The organism is Paraburkholderia sp. SG-MS1 (assembly GCF_012275575.1).
In the GTDB taxonomy this organism is placed as follows: domain Bacteria; phylum Pseudomonadota; class Gammaproteobacteria; order Burkholderiales; family Burkholderiaceae; genus Paraburkholderia.
On the sequence record NZ_NPIH01000255.1, the window covers coordinates 34,248 to 56,135 of the forward strand.

A 21,888-nucleotide genomic window follows, 5' to 3' on the forward strand; every position below is an offset into this window, starting at 1 on the left:
CTAGTCGCCGTCTTGCAGCCGTGCTTTCGGTTGGGGAAAGCCCATCGTGACCGTGGTCCCCTCACCGAGCGTGGACTCGATCCGTAGGCAGCCGCCAAAAGACTGCATGATGCGGTTGCAGAAGATCATGCCCATGCCATGACCGCCCGCGCCCGCATAAGTCGTGACGGGGTCCAGCAGCAGCCGCGCCTTGATCTCCGGCGCAATGCCGGGACCGTTATCGCACATGCGGATCTCCGGCTCCGGGCTGTCCACCACTTCGAGGCGCAGTGAGGGAGCCGCCGCCGTACCGTCGAGCGCGCGCAGCGCATTGGACAGCAGCGAAGACAGCACGAGCGCGACGCAATTGGGCATCGCGCGCACCACGAAATCGCCGCGCACGTCGACTTGTACCCAGTCGCGCTGCGACCCGACGAACGGATAGGTGTCGAGCAGCGTCGCGATCAGGCGGGTCGCCCTGACCTCGCGAATGGCGCCCTCCTGCGCGGATTGCTGGCCGCCGCTTTTGTGCACCGTCTCCCAGAACGACGAGATGAGCGTGAGGCAATACTGCGCATTGTTCAGCATCGATCTGGCCGCGTGACCGATCTCCTGCTGGCGTTGCGGATCGTATTGCTCGGCCACGTCGGTTTCGACGGAGCGCGCAAACAGCGAGATCGTCGCGAGCGGCGTATTCAGTTCGTGCGCGAGGAAGGCCAGCGTCTCGTCCATCGCCAGCAGCCGCTGCTGGCGGGTTTCCCGCTCGGCGTAGCGCGCAATGGCCAGGTGCAGGACTTCCCGAACCTTTTCCGTGCGCAGCGGTTTTTCGAGGATACGGAACACCTCGCCGTTATTGACCGTCTGCAACAGCATGTCCTTGTCGGCGTACGCGGTCACGAGAATCCGCACGATCTGCGGATATTCCTGTGCCACCTGGCGCAGCAGGTCGTCGCCGTCACGGCCAGGCATGCGGTAGTCGGTCACGAGGACGGCGATCTCGGCGCCGTGCTCGCTCAGCACGGCGATCGCCTCGTCCGCGCTCTGCACGACGTGCACGCAGTAGTCCGCGCGGATCGCGCGGGCGAAGTGATTGCGCGACAACTCCTCGTCATCGACGAAGAGGATGGAAAACGGGGGCTGCGTGGTATCGCTCATTGCATTCTCGGCGGATCGCGGCAGGTAAGAATTGAAGCAGGCAACCTGGCGGGTGATGAAAACGAAGTTCGCCAGGATCATAGCGAAAGCTTGAGCGTCTGAGGGTTTCCGTTGCGGATTGGCACGGTCCGTTTTGCGCTGCAATCCCGCGCATTGTGCCTGAACTGCCATGCCGGGCGCTGCGTTTGCGCGCGGTGAAACACGCGAGATTCCACTGAGCGTCATCGAGCCGCTCAATGTGTCTATGCGTGATGGGTCGTGTGATGGACAGAAGCGCGGCGCGCGGCGCGGCCGGCTTGGAAAGGCTGCGGCTCGTGAGTCCGCGAGCAGGCAGGGATGCCGGCCAGCGGATCGGGCTCGTAGTGCAAGGTGTGACGGCAAGGAATTGGCGGCCGCGTCCAGCTACGGTTGCTGAGCAAAAACGCAGGGCGTGCCGCGACCGCCGGAGTCGGCGGTTCATGTGCGGCTTTCAATGCTCAGGCGGTCGCCCGTTTGCGTTCACCCTGGAGCGAACGGCGCGGTATCGGGATTGTCGAGGTGTTGCCGCACGCTCTATCCACCCGGCGACGCAGATGCCGTAGTCGAAGCGCCCGCCGCTTCGGCCCGCTTCGTCGTGAAGTTCCAGCGCAGGGCCGTGGCCGTATCGACCGGCGCGGGCAGAAGACCGGCGCGATAGAACGTGTCGGCGATCCTTTGCTGCTCGCCGAAATTCTGCACATCCACGGCGCGCACGGCGTAACTGCGACGCCCGTTCGCACGTTCGATCGTGGCAGCGTCCAGCCCCCAGACCGGCGCGAGCAGCTTGGCGGCGTCGTCGGGATGGGTGCGAACCCACACGCCCGCCGACGTCAACTGCGCGAAAACCGTGCTGATCACATCCGGGTGCGCCGCGGCGAAACTGCTCGAGGCGAGGTAGTACCGTTGATACGACGCGAGACCTTCGCCATTGGCGAGAATGCGCACGTCGGGCGCCTTGTCGACCGACGCGACGTATGGGTCCCACGTAATCCACACGTCCACGCTGCCGCGTTCGAACGCGGCCCGTCCGTCGGCGGGCGTCAGATAGCTGATGTGTGCATCGGCCGGCGTGAGGCCCGCTTTGGCGAGCGCGGCCAGCAGCAGATAATGGCTGCCCGCTGCTTTGGTCACCGCGATGCGCCGGTCCTTCAGATCGGCAAGCGTATGCAGCGGCCCGTCGCGCTTCACGATGATCGCCTGCGCGCCCGGCGACGGCGCTTCCTGCGCGACATAGACGAACCGTGCATGCGCGGCCTGGGCGAACACCGGCACGGTATCGGCGACATCGGCACTGAAGTCGACCGCGTCCGCATTGAGCGCCTCGGTCAGCGGCAAGCCGCTCGCAAACTCGTTCCAGCTAATGGTCACGCCGAGCGGCGCCAGCGCCTGCTCGAGCGAGCCGCGCGCTTTCAGGATCGTGATGAGCGTCGACGACTTCTGATAGCCGATCCGCAGTTTCACCGGCACCGGAGGATGAGCGGCGGTTTGTGCGTGGGCGGCGCTCATGACGAGCGCCGATGTCAACGCCGCGCGGGCGAGCAAACGAAAGAAGGAAAATGTCACGGCTCGAAATTCCGGTGTGGTCAATCCGACAAGCCCCCGATCGTAGCAATGCCGGATCGCACGGATAAGCGAGCGTTTTTTCTATGCTTAGCAGGCAACGGCATAACGACGCCGGCCTGCTTTGCACGCAGGAAATCAGAAGAACAGCAGTGAGCGCAATTCGATGCTTTGGCGCGCAGGCGCATCCGAGGCGGACGTCGGATCGTCGAATGCCGAATGCGCGCTGAGCCGCGCAATCGAATCGCCCGCGGAATCGTAGATTTTCAGCAGCAGGAATTCGTCGGGCGTCATGTGCGGGAAGTAATACCAGCGGTGCCGCGGATTGAACACCAGGGCGTAGGTCTCGCCGACCTTGTCCGGATAGACGAGGTCCGACGCGACCAGATCGTTCAGCGCGATGCTGCGCGAGTCGCACAGCGCAAGCGGCGACGATTGCACGGTCTCGCCGATGGGCCGCCACAGGTTGACGATCGCCACGCGGCCTTGCAGGAGACGCTCCGCTTCGCCCGCCGGCAGATGATCGCGCACGCGGCGCGGCCCGGACACGAAGGTCTGATCGTTATGGATGTATTTGACCGGCTCGCGCACGCCCTCGGCACGCTGAGGCTTGCCGTCACGCAGTGTGTGATCGAACACCACGACGCGCCGCGCACCGGTGGCCTGCTTGAGCAGCGCTTGCGCTTCGGGGTAGTAGACGGATTCGATCCGCGCCGCGTTCGAGAAATCGCTCAGCGCGCTCGCATGCCGATGCAGTTCGAAGCCGTTACGGTCGAGCGACAGGCCGCCGGGCGGCGGCGTCACGCGCGCATTCGAGATCCGCACCCGATGCGACCGGTATACCCCGCTGCGCCTGGGCACACCCGGCGGAGGCTCGTACTGGTACGACACGGGCTTCTCGCCGGTGAATTCGAGGTAGTTCAGCTCTGCTTCGATCGCCGCGGCCGACGCAGGCGCATCGATGACGATATCGCTCATGTTCACGTCCCCATCACGCTAAAACGAATCATTGAAGGGCCGCAGATCGATTTCCTGCGACCAGCGGGCCGCGGCACGCGGAGCGTGGCGGCGATGGGCATGCGTCGCCCTTCGCCTCAGCGCAGGCAATCGCCGTGCGCGAGGGAAATAACGAATCGCGGAAACGAATCGTAGGAAATGCCGCGCCGACAATGACGTGTCGAAATCAGACCGTCATTCGGGCGGAATGTCGAGCGGCACCACGAACATGCCGGCCGTGTACTCCATGTGAAAGTAGCCGCAGCGCGCATACGCCGCGATGCGTTCAAGCCGCTCGGGCGAATAGCATGCCCGCGCCGATGCCACACTCGCCTCGTACGAACGCAAGCGCGCCGCCGACGAGTGTCCGACCCAATCCCGCAGAAAAGTGCGCGGGTGCCGGAATCCATCCCAGATAGCTGCCGCCGAACTGGCCATGATGCATGCTCCGTCGATTCGATACGCTGCAAACCAATCTAGCCAGCAGGCGCGCGAATCACAAACAAGCTTTTGTGGAATGGTTTTCGCGAAACGGGCGGATAGCCGGAAAACGCGATAGCGGTCGCGTAAAGAACAAACGCCGATAACGATCCGAGGATTCGTTATTGGAGTGCGCCGCGGCACGTTCCTATACTCGATTCCGGTCAGCACTGCACTGCGACGAGTGCCCGATCTCCGAGAACCGGCGAATTCACCATCGACTTCAACTCATGAGCCTACGCCCGCTGCACGACCGTCCGATCTTCAAAGGATTTGATCAGGAAACCAAAACAGCACCGTGGATCGTCCTTTCAGAAAGCGCCGTGGAAAAAACCTGTTCCGGCGAACCGATCGCCACCGGCTTCGACTTCTGACCTTCCTGCCTGCACCGGCGCACTCCCTCGTGTGAATGCACCGGTCGACCTCGTTCACCACGGAAAACATGCGCTATTTCAAGCTACTGAAGTCCCTCGCTGTCTTCACCGCCCTCGCTGCCGCGACGCTGCACGCGTATGCCGACAAGCCGTCCGTCATCCGCATCGGCGTCGCCCAGCAAGGCGCGGGCGATCCGCCCACGTTCGGCGGCTCGCCTGCCGCGACCGTGCAACTGCAGCAGCTGCTCGAAAAGGAATTCGCGGCGGACGGCATCAAGGTGCAATGGCTCTTCTTCAAAGGCGCCGGCCCGGCGGTCAACGAAGCGATCGCCGACAAGTCGCTCGACTTCGCGTTTCAGGGCGACCTGCCTTCGGTGCTCGGACGGGCGAACGGCCTGAAGACACACATCCTGCTCGAATCAGGTGTTCGCGTCGGCATCAAGATCGCCGTGCCGCCGGACTCGGACATCCACACGATCAAGGACCTCAAGGGGCGCCGCGTTGCCCTCTTTCGCGGCACCAATCTGCAACTCGTCGCCGACAACGTACTCGCGGCGAACCAGCTCGACGAGCGCGACTTGCGGGTGATCAATCTCGATGCGGCAAGCTCGCTCGCGGCGCTGGCGTCGCGAGGAATCGATGCCTCGGTCAACGATTACCACGTCTATAAGCTGCGCGACCAGGGGCTGGCCAAGATCGTCTACGAATCGCAGACCGATGGGCCGCAATTTACGCGGCAATCGCATCTGCTCGTGCTCGACGATTTCGAGCACGCCCATCCCGACCTCGTACAGCGCGTAGTCAACGCGTTCGTCAAGGGCGCGCAGTGGTCGTCCGATGAAGCCAACCGCGACGCGCTCTTCAAGCTATGGTCGCAAAGCGGCGTGAGCTACGCATCCTGGCAGGCCGAGTTCGCGCACCAGCCGCTGAAGGACCGCAACACGCCGCTGATCGACGCGTTCATCGTCGCGCGCTACAAGGCGGTCGCTCAGGACGCGCTCCGGTTGAAGCTGATCCGCCAGCCGGTCGAAGTCGACAACTGGTTCGAGCCACGCTATCTCGACAATGCGTTGCGTACGCAAAAGCTCGATCGCTACTGGACCCGCTACGACGCGGCCGGCAAGCCGCTCAGCTAACGGAGCCCGACGATGAGCGACACAGCGATCCCCCTCGCGACACCCACCGCCGACGATGCGCACGGTCAGCGCAAGCGGCGCAGCATCGGCGAACGGCTGCGTCACCAGGCCTCGCGTCTCGCACCGTGGCTGCTGCCGGCCGTGCTGCTCGCGCTCTGGACCATCGGCTGCGAGCGCGGCTGGATCGCCCCGCAGATTCTGCCGCCGCCCTCGCGTGTCTACGAGACCTTCATGGAACTCGCGCAGAGCGGCGACCTCGCGCGTCATACGCTGATCAGCCTGCAGCGGGTGCTGGTCGGCTTCGGCATCGGCACGGTGGCGGGTCTTGGGATCGGCGCGGCGCTCGGTCTGTCGCGCACGCTGGAAGCCTACGTGTTGCCCGGCTTCAACGCGCTCGTGCAGATTCCCGTGCTTGGGTGGCTGCCGTTTCTGCTGCTGCTCGTCGGCGTCGGCGAGCCGCTCAAGTACATCCTGATCGCCCACGCGGCACTGGTGCCCGTCACGCTCAGCACCTTGCAGGGTTTTCGCCAGTCGCCTCACGAGCTGGAAGAAGTGGCGCGTGGGTACGGCTATAGCCCGTGGCAGCGGATCGTCCACGTGGTGTTGCCCGCGGCCGTGCCGACGCTCGCGACCGGTGTGCGGCTCGCCTTCACGAAGGCCTGGCTTGCGCTGGTCGTCGTCGAACTGGTCGCGTCATCCGAAGGGCTCGGCTATCTGATCGTGTATGGGCGGCAACTGTTTCAGCTCGATCTGGTGATGGCGGCGGTCGTCGTGGTCGGCGCAATCGGCTTTGCCGTGAACCGCCTGCTCGACTCTCTCGAAGCGCGTCTGCGGCGCGGACGGCCGTCCGCATTCCGCGAGTGAAGCGGCCGCGACGCCAAGGCGCAAAGGAACCCTGATGAGTCTTCTGTCGATACTCCCCTCCCGCATCGCTACGGCACGCCGCGCCAGGCGCAAAGGCCCGCCGCCCTGCAGTTGCGCAGTGCCGCCGCTACCCAGCAAAGTCGCAACCGCCGTCGCGCGGCACGGTGGCGTATGGCGTGGCGCGGTGCTGCCGGTTCTCGCCATCGCGATCTGGGCCGTCATATCGGCGTTGCATCTCGTGAAGAGCGGCTTGCTCGTGAGCCCGCTCGCGGTCCTGCAAACCGGCTGGCACCAAACCGTGAGCGGCGCATTGTTGCGCGCACTCTCGGCATCGCTCGCACGCGAGGCGAGCGGCTTCGTCATCGGCACAGTGGGCGGTCTGCTGCTCGGCAGCCTGCTCGGTTTTTCGCGGATTGCACGCCGGATGGTCGGACCGAGCTTCGACACGTTCAAGCAGATCTCGCTGTTCGCGTGGATACCGCTAATCTCCGTGTGGTTCGGCCTCGGCGATGCGGCCAAGGTGGTGTTCCTGTCGCTGGCCGCGCTGCTGCCGGTGACCGCGCACACCTGCGACGGCATTCATGCGGTGCCGCGCAGCTACATCGAAGTGGCGCGCGCGTTCCGCTATTCGCGCCTGCAACTGATCACGCACGTGATTTTGCCCGCGGCGCTGCCGTCGATCTTCACCGGCATCTACCTCGCGCTGATCTATTCGTGGCTCGCCACGCTCGGCGCGGAATATCTGCTGGTCTCGGGCAGCGGCATCGGCAATCTGCTGATCGATGGCAGCGAGCAGTTCCGCATGGACCTGGTGCTGTTCGGCATCATCGTGGTGGGCTTGACCGGCTGGGCCCTCAATGCGTTGGCTCGCGCGATCGAACGGGCCATTTTCGCGCGCCGACCGGCGCGCGCGTCGTAGCTCACGCCCACTTTCACAGGATCGTTCTCATGACCCTCGCGACATCGGAAGGACTCGACATTCGTCATGTGCGCAAGCGCTATATCCAGCAAGACACGGCGCTCGATGTGCTCGACGACATCACTTTGCGCGTGCGCCCCGGCGAATTCGTCAGTGTGCTCGGCGCGAGCGGCTGCGGCAAATCCACTCTGCTGAGGCTGATCGCGGGGCTCGACACCGACTATAGCGGCGAGATCCTTGTCGCCGGCGAACAGGTGCGTGACACCTCCTTGCAACGCGGCATCGTGTTTCAGGACCACCGGCTGTTCCCGTGGCTCACCGCATCACAGAACATTCTGGCGGCACTGCGCAACGCGCCGCTCACGGCGAAACAGAAACGCGATGCTGTCGCCGAACACATCGCCCTCGTCGGGCTCGCGGGCTTCGAAAATGCGTATCCGAATCAGTTGTCGGGCGGCATGGCGCAGCGCGTGGCGATTGCACGCGGGCTGGTCAACCGCCCGCGCGTGCTGTTGCTCGACGAGCCGTTCGGCGCGCTCGACGCACTCACCCGCGGCCGCCTGCAAAACGAATTGCAGCGCATCTGGGAACAGGAGCGCATCACGATGATCCTCGTCACGCATGACGTGGACGAGGCGGTGTATCTCGGCGATCGCGTCGTGACGATGGCGCCGCGCCCCGGCCGTATCAAACGGATCGTCGACGTCGCGCTGCCCCGCCCGCGCGATCGCGCCGACGTGCGCTATATCCGCCTGCGCGACGAGATCGTGGCCGACTTCGGCGAGCGAGACGAGGCGCGTCACGAGTCGCCTGGCTCGCACGATGGACACGACGGCTCGCCGTCCGCGCCGGTCGTACATCCACCGATTACCGAATGGCGTCTCGCGTGGTGACGCGGCGCAAAACCATGAACCGGCGTAAAAACAGCGACATTCCGCGGAGCAAACGATGAGTGAGAGCAAACGGCAGATCAGGCTAGGTGCCTTTCTGATGGAGACCGGTCACCATATCGCCGCATGGCGGCACCCCGACACGCACGCGAGCGGCGGACTCGACTTCCAGCACTACGCCCAACTCGCGCAAATCGCGGAGCGCGCGAAATTCGACGCGGTCTTCTTCGCCGACAGCGTCAGCGTGCGTGATACCAACCTGCCCTCGCTATCGCGCACCGCGCGCGCCGATCACTTCGAACCGTTGACGCTGCTATCGGCGCTATCGGTCGTCACGCAGAACATCGGGCTGATCGCGACAGTGTCCACCACGTTCAACGAGCCCTACAACCTGGCGCGCAAGTTTGCGTCGCTCGATCATCTGAGCGGCGGCCGCTCGGGCTGGAATCTCGTGACGTCGAGCACGGAATCCGAGGCGCTGAACTTCAGCTTCGAGCGACATCCGGAGCACAGCGAACGCTATGAGCGCGCGAAAGAGTTCTACGACGTGGTCGCGGGACTCTGGGATAGCTGGGAAGACGACGCGTTCCTGCGCGACAAGGAAAGCGGCGTGTACTTCGATCAGGACAAGCTGCACGTGCTCAATCATCGCGGCAAGCATTTCCAGGTGCGTGGGCCGCTGAACGTCGCGCGCTCGCCGCAGGGCTGGCCGGTCGTGGTGCAGGCGGGCGCGTCGGAGGCCGGTAAGGAACTTGCCGCGCAGACCGCCGAAGTCATCTTCGTCGCACATCAAACGCTGGAGGAAGCGCAGACGTTCTATCGCGACATCAAGCGCCGGCTCGCGCGTTATGGCCGCCAGCCGGAGCACCTGAAGATCATGCCGGGCATTTTTCCGGTCATCGGCCGGACCGAAGAGGAAGCGCGCGCGAAATTCGACGCGCTGCAGGATCTGATTCATCCGACCGTGGGTTTGTCGTTGCTCACCAACATGGCGGGGGGCGTCGACCTGTCGCACTACCCTCTGGACGGACCGTTCCCCGAGCTTCCGGAAACCAACGGCGGCAAGAGCCGGCAACGTCTGCTGCTCGATCTCGCGCGGCGCGAGAATCTGACGATTCGCGACCTGTATCTGCGCATCGCAGGCGCGCGAGGACATCAGCAGGTGATCGGCACGCCGCAGAGTATCGCGGATCAGTTGCAGCAGTGGTTCGAGGAGGAAGGCGCGGACGGCTTCAATATCATGTCGCCGTGGCTGCCTGGCGGGCTGAGCGAATTCGCCGATCTGGTCGTGCCGGAATTGCAGCGGCGCGGGCTGTTCCGAACCGACTACGAAGGACGCACGCTGCGTGAAAATCTCGGACTGCCGCGACCGGTGAATCGCCATGTTCTGGCGGCAAAGGAACGGCAAGCGGTGCCGGCGCGCTAGAGCGCGTTGGCTCGGCGTCCGTCCTGCCTCCAGACGTAGCGCGGCGGCTACGGCGACACCCGCCAGGCCGACTATCAGCAGCGGTTGCGGCGCTCGATGGCTGGGATTGCGTGGAGCGAGATGTTCGTCGGCGGCGATCCGAGCGACAGCGGGCTGACCGGTGCTTCGCTGTCATGGCCCGCAACCCTGTACGCGCGGACGCCTGAAATGCGCGCCGTCTTCAATGCCCTTGCATCACGTGCCAGCACCAGACACGACACCAACTATCGCCTTGCCGGCGCTTAGCGACGCACCTCGGAACTCACACCCCATGCGCGAGCCAGCAGACGCGTGACACCCCACTGAAAAGCGCCGCACAACACGAGATACACCAGAGCGACGAATAGAAAGATCTGCGCCGGATAGACCATCAACCGGCTGTTCACCTGATTCGCGAGAAACGTGAACTCCGGCACGCCGACGATATACGCCAGCGACGTGTCCTTGATCAACGAGACCCACTGGTTGACGAACGACGGCGTCATCGTGCGAATCGCCTGAGGCAGCAGCACGTGGCGCAGCGCTTCGCCGCGCGTCATGCCGAGCGACAGCGCCGCCTGCCATTGGCCCTCCCCCACCGCGACGATGCCCGCCTGAACCGAATGCGACAGATACGCGCCGCCGATCAGCGCCAGTGCGCAGACCACGGTCGCCAGTCCCGGGACATCGATATGCAGCAGCACCGGCATGAGGAAGAACGTCCAGAAGATCAGCATCAGCACCGGAATCGCGCGAAAGAAACCGACGACGGCGAGCAGCAGCACATGCAGTGCACCCCGCGTCATGACCAGCGCGACGCCCCCCGCGACGCCGAGCAGCGCCGAGAGCACGGCCGAGCTCAGCGTCAACGCCACGGTCAGCGCCACCCCGCCGAGCGGCCCGTCAGGAAACGCGCCGGTCAACAGATATCGCAAGACCGGCAGCCAGTCCGCAGTGCTCATGACCGGCCGCCACGCGAAATCCGCAAGCCGTTCGCGCCGGACGGACCATACGCGCCGCGGCGCTGCCAGATCAGCAATGCGACTTCGATTGCGGCGATCGCCGCAATGTAAAGCACCGTCGCCATGCCGAACGACTGGAACGTCCTGAGCGTCTCCGTCTCGACCTGGCGCGACGAGTACGACAGTTCGGCGAGACCGATCGCCATCGTCAGCGACGAGTTCTTGATGACATTCATGTATTGGCCCGCAAGCGGCGGCGTCGCGATCCGCACCGCTTGCGGCAGGATCACATGGCGGAAGGTCGCGAAGCGCCTCAGACCAAGTGCGGCGGCCGCCTGATACTGCCCATCGCGCACGCCGCGCATCCCCGCACGGAATTCCTCGCCGATGAAGGTTGTCGTATAGCACGTGAGGCCGAACCAGCCCGCGACGAATTCGAACGTCGGCCAACTGAGCGCGAGCGGCCCCACTACGACCACGTGCGCCGTGTTGAGCCAGTTCATCAAGCCCTCGGGCAACAGCACAGCCGCGCCGAAATACCAGAAGAGCAATTGCACGAGCAGCGGCGAGTTACGGAATACCAGCACGTAGCCGGCTGCCGCACGGCGCCACGCGGCATGGGAGGCGCTGCGCGCGAGCGCCAGCGCAAAACCCAGCAGCGTCGCGCCAATGATCACGAAGACCGACAGCGTCAGCGTCATCGCGAAACCATGCCATATCCACGCCACATAGCGAGGTTCGAGCCACGCGTTCATCGTCACCATCCTGAAGCTAGTGCAGTTGCGCAAACAAAACAAACCGGCCTGCCGTCACATGGACTGCAGGCCGGTCAGCGAGCTTGACAAGCCTCAGCTCTTCTGGGGATCGCCAATCTTGAACAGACGCGGCAGCGGCGCCTTGCTGGCCGGACCGAACCACTGGTCGTAGATCTTCGCGGCGTTGCCGTTTGCCTCGAGCCCCGTCAGCGTTTCGTTGACGACGCCGAGCAACCGCGACTCGTTCTTCGGCACGCCGACACCTTCATAGTCGTTCGAAATCGTGAACGGCGGGATCTCGTATTTTTCCTTGTCGGGCACGTTGGCGAGCAAGGCGACCAGCTTCGGGCCGTCCTGCGTGATCGCCTGCACGTTGCCCGCACGCAGCGCGGCGAATGCGAACGGCGTGTCGTCATAGGCGACGATGGTAGCCGCGGGGAACTGCGCGCGGACCTGCTGTTCGTTCGTCGTGCCCTTGTCCGCGCCGATCCGCAAGCTGCCCAGTTGCTGCGGCGCTTTCAACACGCCCTTCTTCGCGATGAACTGCGTGCCCGACGCGAAATATGGCGTGCTGAAATCGATTTCCTTTTTGCGCTCCTCGGTGATCGTGAAGTTCGCGAAGACCAGATCGACCTTGTTCGACTTCAGAAAGGCAATCCGGTTGGCGGGATTGGTGGTCTGAATCTCCAGTTTGACGCCGAGCTTCGCTGCGACGGCGCGTGCGTAGTCGACGTCGAGGCCGACGACCTGATTCGTCTTCGGGTCGACGAAGCCAAAGGGAGGATTGCTGTCGAAGGTCGCAACACGTAATACGCCGGCTTTTTTGATGTCGTCGAGTCGATCGGCATGCGCGACGCCCGACACGGTCAGCAGCAGCCCGAGGACGGCGGCGCCGCGAGTCCAGATTTTCATATGCGAATCCCGTGGTGTTATCGGTTCAATGCTTTTGTATTGTTTCGGGCAGCCCCGTGCCCTTGGCGCAGACTGTAGCAGCGCGCCATGTCGAACCGAACCAACGATTTGTCAGGTGCTAAGTCGTCGCCGTCATAAACGGCGACGTCACGGTTGTCGCTCCTCGAACGAGATGCCGACCTCTTCGTGCAGCGCGCTTGCGGCTGCGGATCAGGCGCTTCAATGCGTTCTTGTAGTGTGTTGTCGATGAATCGTAGCCGCCGACTTTCATCCGGAGATGTCGCACCTCCCGACCCGGTCTCTCTGCGTTCTTGCCATGATTCTTTTCCCCGCGACCGACACACGACCTGGGTCCCACAGACGCGGGCAGCTCGCCGAGACCCGTCGCTCATTGCTTGAGGATCTTCCAGGGTCCGTTGCCCTGTTTGCAGACGGTCGGCGTCCAGCTTTGGGTCTGGCCTTTGGCCATCGCGACGAGCGTTGCGGTGCGGCAGGTTTTATCCCCCTCCTTCGTCGTGCCGTGCGGCGTAATCGTGCCGGTGATCGAAACGGAGTTGCCGGTGCCGGCATTGCTCCACGCCAACGATTCGTCATCCTTCTTTGTTTCGAGCGCAATTTGCGCCGCATCGTTAAGCGCCTTACGGTCGGCATCCTTCATGTAGCTGACGGGCGTGTCCTTCAAAAAATTCAGGTTCGCGGCATGGCTGAAGCTCGCGCCGGCCAGCAGCGCGGCAGCCGCGATCCACTGCGGGAACCGGCGTACGGCCATACGAAATCGGGCTGGCATAGGTCATCTCCGTTAATAGCTGCTGCGGCCGCACGCTACGTCGTAGCCCTGGGTGCCGCATCGGGGTCATCGGCAGTGTTGCGTGTCGCCTCGAACTCGTCGACGAGGTCCGCCACCGAACTGCGTCGGCCGATATGGCCAAAGCGCTCTTCGAGCCCTTCGGCGCGCAGGATGTCCCGCACCTCCGCGTGGGCGGCCACCACTTTCATGACCCTGCCGGACGCCTGGAGCGCGTCGTGCAACGCCTTGAGCATCCGCGCCCCCGCGAGGTCGACAACCGGCGACGCGGACAGGTCGCAGATCACCAGGCGGACCGGCTCGGGCGCCGCGCGAATCTGCCGCCAGATCGTCTCGCGCACGTGCTCGACATTGAAGTAAAGCAGCGACGCCTCGACGCGCACCGGCAGCACATGCGCAATCGCCTCGTTCTCGGCGTGCCGCTGAAGGTCCGAGAAAACGCGCGTGCCGGGGATGCGCCCGAGCACCGCCACATGCGGGTGCGCGGCGCGCCGGATGATCAGCAACATCGACACCAGCACGGCGACGATCACGCCGTTCAGGATTCCCAACATCAGCACCGCCGCAAACGCGACCATGGAGATTGCGAACTCGAAGCGGCTGACACGCCAGACATGGCGCAATTCACCGAGATCGACAAGCCCCTTCACGGCCACCAGCACAATGGCCGCCAGCACGACGTTGGGCAGATTGGCCAGCAGCCCGGTCAGGAACATCAGACAGAATCCGATGGCAATCGACGCGAATACGAGTGCAAGCGGCGTCTTCGCCCCGGCCTTGTCGTTGACCGACGATTGTGAGAGTCCGCCTGCGACCGGGTACGCCTGGAACAGTCCCGCGGCCAGATTCGCCGCGCCCAGACCGAGCAGTTCCTGGCGGGCGTCGATCTCGTAGCCATTTTTCTGGGCGAGCGCGCGCGCTGCCGAGACGCTCTCGACATACGCCAGCAGCAGACACGCAAAAGCGAGCGGGATCACGCCATCGACATCGCGCAAGCGCAAGCCCGGCAGGTGGAACTCGGGCAAGCCTTGCGGCAGCGCGCCCACCACCTTGAATCCAGCGCCCGCCAGCGGCGTGATGGACAAGACGACGATCGAAGCCGCGACGACGACCAGCGCAACCGGGCGCCCCGGCAGGAATTTCTCGCCCAGCACCGGCAGCGCCACGCACACGAGCCCAAAGGCGAGCACGGTCAGGTTGGTCTGCGAAAGCTGGCCGCCAAGCACGGCGATCCGCTCGAAGAACGACTCGCCGCCGCCCTTCACGCCGAACAGCTTGGGCAGTTGCGTCATTGCGATGGTGAGCGCCGCCCCCGCCTTGAAGCCGAGCAGAATCGTCTCGCTGATGAAATTCACCAGCGAACTCAGGCGCAGCAGCCAGGCGACCAGACACATGCCGGCGATCAGCACGGCCGTGAGCGCCGCGATCGAAGCCCAGCGCACCGGATCGCCGCCGGCCATCCCTGCGACCGTCACGCCGACCAGCATCGAGATCGCCGAAGTCGGGCCGATCGCCAGTTGGCGCGACGAGCCGAACAGCGCGTAGAAGAGTCCACCAACCAGATATCCGTAGATGCCGTACTGCGGCGGCAAGCCGGCCAGCGATGCGTAGGCGAGCGATACCGGAATGCCATAGGCCGCGAGCGTCACACCGGCTATCGCGTCGTGCGCGAGCCATCGGGGCTGGTAGCTGCGCAGCCACTGCGCGGGAGGAAACGCATGGCGCCACCCGCGTGCGGGCGGATCGGCCGTTACCGGACCGGTGACGCTGGATTCCCTGGTCAACGTAGCGCCTCGCGTGTAGAAGCCGACTCGACGGAAAGACGGGCGTACTTCCGTCATGTAATCGAGGGCATGACAATGCCCCGGGCCGCCCGTTCCGTTTCCCAAGCGTAGCCGGTGGGCGGCGCAATCCACATCGGACCTTGGTCCTAGGTGCTTTCGCGCATGCATGCGCGCGCCGCCCCGGCGCCCGCTTCAAAGCGCGCTCAACGCAGATTCATCGCGCGTTCGAAGCGCATCCCTCGCACGTTCCTGACCGACTCAGAATGGCTCCTTGACGCGCTGCCATGTATCGTCCGGGTCGAACACCGTGACAGGCGCCGCATGCTCGCCGCGATTCTTCTGGTAGATCACGCCGTTGTTGTTGACCACGAAAGTCATGACACCGCTCGTGCCATATCGGGCCGGGTACGCAACCATCGCGAAGCCGGCGATCATGTGCCCGTTGATGACATAGCTAAAGGCCCCGCCCGGGGCGCTCTTGGCTTGCCTCGTGAGGATGCGGAAGTGATAGCCGCGATAAGCGTCGCCTGCCTTGTGCCCTTTCAGATACGCCGAACTGGCGGCGATCAGCGGCCCGAAGGGGCTGGCCTCTGCGTCGCTGCCCTCATCGGTGCGCCAGTAGAGGCCATCCTGCTTGCCGGGCGTACTGGCCAGCTTCTGCGCATATTCGAGCAATCCATCGTTGTTTCGATCACGCGATGCGTATTCGCGCTGCGCGTCGAGATAGGCGCGCAGCACTGCGATCGCTTCGCGCTCGTTCGCGCCGATACGGCGGTTCGTGATTTCTTCTTCGCCCTGTTCGGTGGCGAAACGCCAGTCGCCATTTTCCTTCACGACGGGAATCGGCATCGGCCAGGCTTCGTCGCCGACGAGCAGAATCCGGCGGTCGGGTCCGGCGTCCTGCAGCACGTGAAAGGCGTCGAGATCCGCGCTCGCCTTGGCCCAGTTCGCGGCGTTCTCCGCCTGATCCGGCGACACGACGAGGTTCTTGTGCGCCTCGCCGAAAATAGCGACCAGCGCCGCCTCGTCGCGAGCCTTCAGCGCTGCGGACAGCGCCGCCACCGCCGCCTCCGGTGTGGCAAAAGTTCGTTGCGCCGCGGCGAGCGCGCTCAACGGAATCGACAGCGCGACGATCACGGCGCACAACCCACACCGCGCGGCGAGGCGCCGCCGCCAGTCGGCGCGTGCGGTCTTGCCAGTCATGCTATGGGCAGTCATGGTCATCCCCCTAGCGCCGTCCACCACCGCGACCGCCACCACCACGGCCTGAAAATCCGCCACCGCCGCCGCGCCCGCCACCACCCGCAAATCCGCCGCCGGAATGCGCCGCAGCGGGGGCGGTTCGTGCGGGCGATTGGGAGATCGACTGACGGCTCGCCGCGCCTCTCGAACTATTCGCCCGGGCGTCACGCGCCGAACCGTAGCCGCTTAACGCGTCGCCCCGGGGCGTTTGCGAGGCCCGCGCGCCCGAGTTCCGCGCACCGGCTTCACGTGTGGACGACTCCCGCTCACCCGCTTCCCGTGTCGCTGGCGTAGCGGGGCGCTGAGCCGCCAGGTCCCGCCCACCGGCCGCCGCATTGCCGCCTCCCGCGCTGCCGCGGGCCGGGGGATCGCCGACTCGCGGCGTGCTGGCGGAGCGGCCTGTCGTGCCGCTCACCTGGCCGGGCTTCTTGTCGGATCGCCATGCGGACGATTGCCCTGTCTCCGATCGCGAGCGGTTGACGTCGCCCGTATTGATGTTGCCTCGTTCGACATTCCGTTCCCGGTTGATGTTGATGTTGTTATTGCCGCCGCCTCCGTAATGCGCTTCATAGTGGCCGCCGTGCCAGACCGCCGCCATCGCCGCGCCCCAGACCAGCCCCGTCGCGAGCGCCGCCCCCGGCGCGTAGGGATAGTAGTAGACCGGATACGGAGCAGGCAGGTATCCATAGGACGGTGGCGCACCGCTGACCACGACGGTCGTCGGGTTGTATTGCGGCACGTAAATCACCTGCGGATCGGCCGGGACGATCTTGATCACCTCTTTTTCGACCACCACGACCTGCTTGTCGTCGGACTTGAGCTGACCCGCAGACTGCGTTTGACGCCGGAAACGCTGAACCGCCTCGAGCACCGCGCCCTGATCGGTGACGACGGCTTCGCCGAGACCGATCGTCCAGTCGAGATCGGCGCTCATTTTCTTGACGACTTCCGGGTAATTCAGCAGCGCCTTGACCGGGTCGTGCCAGCTTTCGTTGACCTTGAGCGCCTTGTCGCTCTTCCTCTGCTCGAGGAAGCGATCCGCCTGCACGATCTCCACCGGGTAAGTCGCCGCGGGGAGAATGATGGCGATGAGGTCGTCCGGATACAACGCAATGGGGCCCACGAGTGTGTCGAGGGTCGCGGCGGGAATCGCCGCGGGTGCGCCGCCGTCCGCGGCCGGTGCCTGCGCTATCGAGGATGTCGCGCAAAACGTGGCGCAAACCGCCAGCATCGCGGCACTCAACGCATGGTTCGCTACCCGGGCGCGCGTCGAAACGTGAGGGCTCGCCGCGCGCCGCCAGCGGCCAGCCGCCCATACCGCCCTCGCAAACGGGATGATCCGTTCAAAAGCACGCGTAATGCGGTCCATTGATGCTTCCCCTCACGCTTCGCCATTCGACGCGCACAGCAATCTTCAAAAGACAGTTATCCGAAACAATGGAAACGGGACGCTCACCCAGTCGTGCACAGATTGCAGTTTGGACCGCGAACGTCCCACCATGCAAATACGACCTTGGTCCGATTGCGCGCCGCATGCGTGCGACGCAATGATGAGAGCGATCCTGCCATTGCTGCAGGCACACCGCCTCGCGCCCGACTCTGACTGGGCCGCAATGATCGGCGCCGGTTATCCCGTCACGTTCGCGTTCATGTTCGCGCGAACCGGCAACCGGCGATCTACATTCGCGTGAGCTCACGCAAGGAGTCATCGTGACTACATTGACAAAGTACTGCCTGGTCGCCGCTCTAGCAGGGTCGATGACGCTCGACGGCATGGCGCAGGGCAAACCCATTGCGTACCCCGCCAAGGGGCAAAGCCCGCAAAAGCAGCAGCAGGATGACGGCGCATGTTATTCGTGGGCAAAAAGCAATACCGGCGTGGACCCGGCCGGGATGGCCTATGCCCCGCCCCCGCCTTCCGGCCCCGCCGTGGGCGGTGGTGAGCGCGTTCAGGGCGCCGCGCGTGGCGCAGCGGGCGGCGCAGTGATCGGCGCGATCGCGGGCGACGCGGGCAAGGGCGCGGCGATCGGCGCGGCGACCGGAACGATGGTCGGCGGATCGCGGGCGCGCCAGAACCGGCGCGCGGCTGCGGCATCGTCCCAATCCCAGACGCAGGGTGCCATGGACACCTTCAATCGCGCCTATGCCGCGTGTATGGAAGGCCGCGGCTACACGATCAGATGAAGCACGGCGGGCAGTCTGGCCGCGAGACGGCGCGCACGCAGGCGTTCAAGGAGAACAGCATGAGAAGCAGCATATTCATCGTCGCGGCGGCGCTCGTGTCTTTAGCGACTGCCGGTTTCGCGCAGACGGAGCCGAAGATGGGCGTCAAGAGCGCGCCCGGCCAGGTCACCGTGACAGGCACGGTGAAGACGACGTCGACTGTGGTGGGTATCGAGCCGGCCACGCGAACCGTGTGGCTGAAGAACGCCCAGGGCAAAGTCGTCCAGGTCGTGGCCAGTGAGGAAGCCCGCAACTTCGACCAGTTGAAGGTCGGCGACGTCGTCAACGCGGAGTATTCGGAGGCTATGACCATCACGCTCAAGAAGGGTGGCGCGCCTTTAGGCGCCAGTGAAAATCAGGGCATGGAGCGCACGCCGATGGGCGCCAAACCCGGCGGCACGGCCAGCCGGGAAGTCACGATCATGGCCAATGTCACCGCCGTCAACCATCAGAGCGGCGTCGTCACGTCGAAGGGTCCGCAAGGCAATTCGGTCGATCTGGTCGTGCAGGACCCCGCCCAGCTCAAGTTGATCAAGAAAGGCGATCAGATGGAGGTGCTCTACACCGAAGCCGTGGCCATTTCCGTCGAACCCAGGCTAAATAGCCGCGCAGGCGGCGTAGGGCGAACGCCGGCCCATCATCGTCCTCGCCGCAACGTGCGTCGCTCGCGTGCCGATGGGTGCCTATTGGTGCCGATGGGTGCCGCTTGCCCGGCTTGTCGTCGGCGGTTGCGCTCGATCGTGCCGTGCCGCACACACGGCGAGCGCTCGGGCCGGCCCTGTCGGCGAGACCTTTGCACATGAGTTTCTTGCACCGTTCCTCTGGATCCGCACAGACGATGGATGACGTCGCCCAACCCGCCCCGCAATCGCCGCCACCGCACCAGCCCGTTCGACCCACCGTCGATCTAGCCCGGATCGTGCTGGCGGTCAGTGCGCTTGTCCTGCTTGTCGGCGGCAGCCTCTACATCGTGCATCCGTTCGTGCCCGCGTTGATCTGGGGCGGCACGATCGTCGTCACGACCTGGCCGCTCATGCTCGCGATCCAGCAGCGGCTAGGCGGCCGACGCGGCCTCGCCGTCGCCGTGATGCTGTTGCTGGAGATCGTGGTGATCTGCATCCCGACCTACGCGGCCGTGTCGACGCTTGCCGATCATTCGACCGAGATCATGAAGTTCGTCGAAGACCTGCCCAACTATGCGCTGCCCTCGCCCCCTCGCTGGCTCTCCAGCGTGCCGCTGACCGACCGCCTCACGCAGGAGTGGCAACGCCTGTCCGATGCGGGACCGGGGGGCATCCTCGCCAAAGTGGAGCCGTACGCCGCCATCGTCGCGAAATGGCTGCTGGTTCAGATGGGTCTGGTGGGCGCGTTTGCCGTGCACCTGATACTGATGCTCATCGTGTGCGGCCTGCTCTACGGCAAAGGCGAGGCCACGGTCGGCCTCGTGACCGCATTGGCGCTGCGCGTCGCGCCGGAAAACGGCGCCAACATCGTGCACCTCACGGGCCAGTCGATCCGCGCGATCGCACTCGGCGTAGTGGTCACGGCGCTCGTCCAGGCCTCGCTCGGCGCCGCCGGAATCTGGCTGGCGGGCATTCCATTCGCGGGTGTGTTGAGCGCGTTGATGCTCGTGATGTGCTTCGTACAGCTCGGTCCGCTGCTGCCGATGCTGGGCTGCGTAATCTGGCTGTTCATGCATGATTCCCAGCTGACGGCAATCGTGCTGTTAGTCTGGACGGTCTGCGTGTCGGGGCTCGACAACGTCCTGCGGCCGATCCTCATTCGCCGGGCCGTGGCGCTGCCGCTGGTGCTCATTCTCTCGGGTGTGCTGGGCGGGCTGATCGCCATCGGCGCCGTCGGCCTGTTCATCGGCCCGGTCATTCTCGCCGTTACCTACCATCTGCTGCTGGCGTGGATCGATCAGCCGAACCGGGTCGCGGCGCAGGACAATCAGGCTGGCATCGCCCCCAAAAGAAGCGATTGACGCGAAAGCGCGCGCGGCGGGACCTGCACAGTGACATCGGCGATCGTGACCAGCTCACGGAAAATCATCTACGGTGAGCCGGGTGCGCTCGCCGTGCCGTGGCCGTGCGGCCCGGCACACTGCAGCGCGAATTCTCGCGTGTCCCATACCGAACGCCAGCAGGATCTGCCTGGGCGACGGATCCACGCTTCCGAGCACCTCGTGAGCGACGCCGGCGTCCAGCGCAAAAGCGCGATATCCCCAACCGAACCCGTAGGCGGAAAAACATAGGGTGTCGTCGCGACGGAATAACGGACGGCCGATTCGAATGAACGTCGAGCCTGATGCATGATCGCTGACGACGATGCTCACGACGCGTCCTCCACGGGTGCGAACGCCTTGTGTCAAATCAGCAGGCGCCCGGCTTCCTTCAGCATGTCTCGCGCGGGCAGAAGATCGCCGCGTTTGAAGCGCACCATCGAAAAGGCGCGCATCGCATGGGGAGTCGCCGGCAGGTGTGCCATCTGGAATTCTACTTCGTGCGCCGCGCGGGCGTCGCCGTCTTTGACGACGACGTTCATACGGTCCAGCAGAAACGTTTTCTGCTGCACGTACACGTACGTCTGCGGCGCCGAGAGTACGTTGCACACCATTTCCAGCGCACGCTCCAGCGCCTCGGTTTTCAGGCCCAGATTCGCCAGTGCCCGATCGTTCTCGTCGATTTGCATCTGCAGCCGCGTCACTTCCGCGAAGCTGCACGATGCCTCGCCCCCCGTCAGCGAGCGTACCCCTGTCCCCTGACGTTCGAGGATCTTCAGGCGCGTCTTCAGCAGCGCCCGTTCGTGCTCCAGCGAATCGCGCTGCAGCGTGTCCGACTCGATCGCGCCGAGCCCTTCGAGCGCGAGCTGATCGACGACCCGCAAAATGATTTCCTGTCGCAGCGTCGCCTCCGACACGGCACACACGCGCACCTGGTGGTCGCTGAAGTTGACGGTTGTCTGGGCAACGTCGGTGCGCGTCGTGGCGCCATATTGTGCGGCGCCGAGCGTGTGCCGTTCGTTGAAGGCCATCCCGAGCACGGCGAAGACCTCGGCCGCCGCGGGATGATCATTGAAGCACTGGCGTACCGGCTCGGCGTGGCTGAAAACCGCAGCGACGTCCTCAGGGGTAGCAAAGAACGCATGCATGTGCGGGTCCGTCGCCCATGCCGCCGCGCTGGCCTCGCGCGCCGCCGGCACCTGCGCGACGAGGCCGCGCAGATAGCCGAGCGTGCGCTGCACGGCGAGCGCCATATGCGCCTCGTAATCGGGCGCGAGGCGCAACTGCGGATAGAGCCTGACGATCCGTTCGACGATCTGCTTCGTCTCTTGAGAATCGCCTGCGTCAGACGCGCGGCGCCTACCCGACCACCACGACAGCAGACCCAT

20 protein-coding genes and 2 pseudogenes are annotated in these 21,888 nt (G+C 64.8%); 9 read left to right on the top strand and 13 right to left on the bottom strand.

Annotated elements, in window-relative coordinates; translation table 11 throughout:
- From CIC12_RS25715 to CIC12_RS25730, 4 genes are all read right to left on the bottom strand, one after another.
- A complete protein-coding gene (locus CIC12_RS25715) occupies positions 1-1,134 on the bottom strand; it encodes a response regulator (protein WP_168668237.1) in 1,134 nt (377 codons plus the stop codon).
- Between the two features lie 552 nt (positions 1,135-1,686).
- Positions 1,687-2,658, bottom strand: a complete 972-nt coding sequence (locus CIC12_RS25720) for an aliphatic sulfonate ABC transporter substrate-binding protein (RefSeq protein WP_168668339.1) — start codon at positions 2,656-2,658, stop codon at positions 1,687-1,689.
- Positions 2,659-2,850: 192 nt separating this feature from the next.
- A complete protein-coding gene (locus CIC12_RS25725) occupies positions 2,851-3,690 on the bottom strand; it encodes a CmcJ/NvfI family oxidoreductase (RefSeq protein WP_168668238.1) in 840 nt (279 codons plus the stop codon).
- 213 nt (positions 3,691-3,903) lie between these two features.
- Positions 3,904-4,146, bottom strand: a complete 243-nt coding sequence (locus CIC12_RS25730; protein WP_168668191.1) for a hypothetical protein — start codon at positions 4,144-4,146, stop codon at positions 3,904-3,906.
- Between the two features lie 272 nt (positions 4,147-4,418).
- Between CIC12_RS25730 and CIC12_RS25735 the strand changes: the two are divergent.
- The 6 genes and pseudogenes from CIC12_RS25735 to CIC12_RS25760 form a co-directional block, all read left to right on the top strand.
- Positions 4,419-4,550 (top strand): annotated as a pseudogene (locus CIC12_RS25735) (co-chaperone GroES); the annotation flags it as partial.
- A gap of 80 nt (positions 4,551-4,630) precedes the next feature.
- Positions 4,631-5,698, top strand: a complete 1,068-nt coding sequence (locus CIC12_RS25740; RefSeq protein ID WP_168668247.1) for an ABC transporter substrate-binding protein — start codon at positions 4,631-4,633, stop codon at positions 5,696-5,698.
- Between the two features lie 12 nt (positions 5,699-5,710).
- Positions 5,711-6,562: an ABC transporter permease gene (locus tag CIC12_RS25745; protein WP_168668249.1), complete on the top strand. Its 852-nt coding sequence runs from the start codon at positions 5,711-5,713 to the stop codon at positions 6,560-6,562.
- Positions 6,563-6,596: 34 nt separating this feature from the next.
- The gene (locus CIC12_RS25750) at positions 6,597-7,481 is read left to right on the top strand and encodes an ABC transporter permease (protein ID WP_168668250.1); all 885 of its coding nucleotides are present in this window, start codon (positions 6,597-6,599) and stop codon (positions 7,479-7,481) included.
- Between the two features lie 29 nt (positions 7,482-7,510).
- Complete coding sequence (locus tag CIC12_RS25755; protein WP_168668251.1) at positions 7,511-8,374, top strand: ABC transporter ATP-binding protein; 864 nt, start codon at positions 7,511-7,513, stop codon at positions 8,372-8,374.
- Positions 8,375-8,429: 55 nt separating this feature from the next.
- A complete protein-coding gene (locus CIC12_RS25760) occupies positions 8,430-9,797 on the top strand; it encodes an LLM class flavin-dependent oxidoreductase (RefSeq protein WP_168668252.1) in 1,368 nt (455 codons plus the stop codon).
- A gap of 281 nt (positions 9,798-10,078) precedes the next feature.
- On the opposite strand, the gene CIC12_RS25765 is transcribed toward CIC12_RS25760, so the two are convergent.
- The 7 genes from CIC12_RS25765 to CIC12_RS25795 all read right to left on the bottom strand — a co-directional run bounded on the left by CIC12_RS25765 (position 10,079) and on the right by CIC12_RS25795 (position 17,644).
- Positions 10,079-10,777, bottom strand: a complete 699-nt coding sequence (locus tag CIC12_RS25765) for an amino acid ABC transporter permease (protein ID WP_168668253.1) — start codon at positions 10,775-10,777, stop codon at positions 10,079-10,081.
- Positions 10,774-11,532 carry an amino acid ABC transporter permease gene (locus tag CIC12_RS25770; protein WP_168668254.1) on the bottom strand — a complete coding sequence of 253 codons (759 nt, stop codon included), beginning with the start codon at positions 11,530-11,532 and terminating at the stop codon, positions 10,774-10,776. The genes CIC12_RS25765 and CIC12_RS25770 overlap by 4 nt, the downstream gene beginning before the upstream one ends.
- 93 nt (positions 11,533-11,625) lie before the next feature.
- Positions 11,626-12,444: an ABC transporter substrate-binding protein gene (locus tag CIC12_RS25775; RefSeq protein WP_168668256.1), complete on the bottom strand. Its 819-nt coding sequence runs from the start codon at positions 12,442-12,444 to the stop codon at positions 11,626-11,628.
- 388 nt (positions 12,445-12,832) lie between these two features.
- Entirely contained in the window at positions 12,833-13,231 is a 399-nt protein-coding gene (locus tag CIC12_RS25780; RefSeq protein ID WP_168668257.1) for an RT0821/Lpp0805 family surface protein, read from the bottom strand.
- Between the two features lie 35 nt (positions 13,232-13,266).
- Positions 13,267-15,033: a SulP family inorganic anion transporter gene (locus CIC12_RS25785; RefSeq protein WP_238812889.1), complete on the bottom strand. Its 1,767-nt coding sequence runs from the start codon at positions 15,031-15,033 to the stop codon at positions 13,267-13,269.
- Between the two features lie 258 nt (positions 15,034-15,291).
- Entirely contained in the window at positions 15,292-16,251 is a 960-nt protein-coding gene (locus tag CIC12_RS25790; protein WP_168668259.1) for a DUF2950 domain-containing protein, read from the bottom strand.
- 10 nt (positions 16,252-16,261) lie between these two features.
- Complete coding sequence (locus CIC12_RS25795; protein ID WP_168668260.1) at positions 16,262-17,644, bottom strand: DUF3300 domain-containing protein; 1,383 nt, start codon at positions 17,642-17,644, stop codon at positions 16,262-16,264.
- A 389-nt stretch (positions 17,645-18,033) separates the two neighbouring features.
- Between CIC12_RS25795 and CIC12_RS25800 the strand changes: the two genes are divergently transcribed.
- The 3 genes and pseudogenes from CIC12_RS25800 (at position 18,034) to ydiK (ending at position 20,482) form a co-directional block, all read left to right on the top strand.
- The gene (locus CIC12_RS25800; RefSeq protein WP_168668261.1) at positions 18,034-18,459 is read left to right on the top strand and encodes a glycine zipper family protein; all 426 of its coding nucleotides are present in this window, start codon (positions 18,034-18,036) and stop codon (positions 18,457-18,459) included.
- A gap of 59 nt (positions 18,460-18,518) precedes the next feature.
- A pseudogene (locus CIC12_RS25805) lies at positions 18,519-19,091 on the top strand (hypothetical protein); the annotation flags it as partial.
- A 245-nt stretch (positions 19,092-19,336) separates the two neighbouring features.
- The gene (ydiK, locus tag CIC12_RS25810; protein WP_168668262.1) at positions 19,337-20,482 is read left to right on the top strand and encodes an AI-2E family transporter YdiK; all 1,146 of its coding nucleotides are present in this window, start codon (positions 19,337-19,339) and stop codon (positions 20,480-20,482) included.
- Positions 20,483-20,536: 54 nt separating this feature from the next.
- Here the strand turns inward: ydiK and CIC12_RS25815 are convergent, their stop codons facing one another.
- Together CIC12_RS25815 and CIC12_RS25820 are read right to left on the bottom strand one after the other, a co-directional pair.
- Positions 20,537-20,833: a hypothetical protein gene (locus tag CIC12_RS25815; RefSeq protein ID WP_174772197.1), complete on the bottom strand. Its 297-nt coding sequence runs from the start codon at positions 20,831-20,833 to the stop codon at positions 20,537-20,539.
- A 32-nt stretch (positions 20,834-20,865) separates the two neighbouring features.
- Positions 20,866-21,888 carry a hypothetical protein gene (locus CIC12_RS25820; protein WP_168668264.1) on the bottom strand — a complete coding sequence of 341 codons (1,023 nt, stop codon included), beginning with the start codon at positions 21,886-21,888 and terminating at the stop codon, positions 20,866-20,868.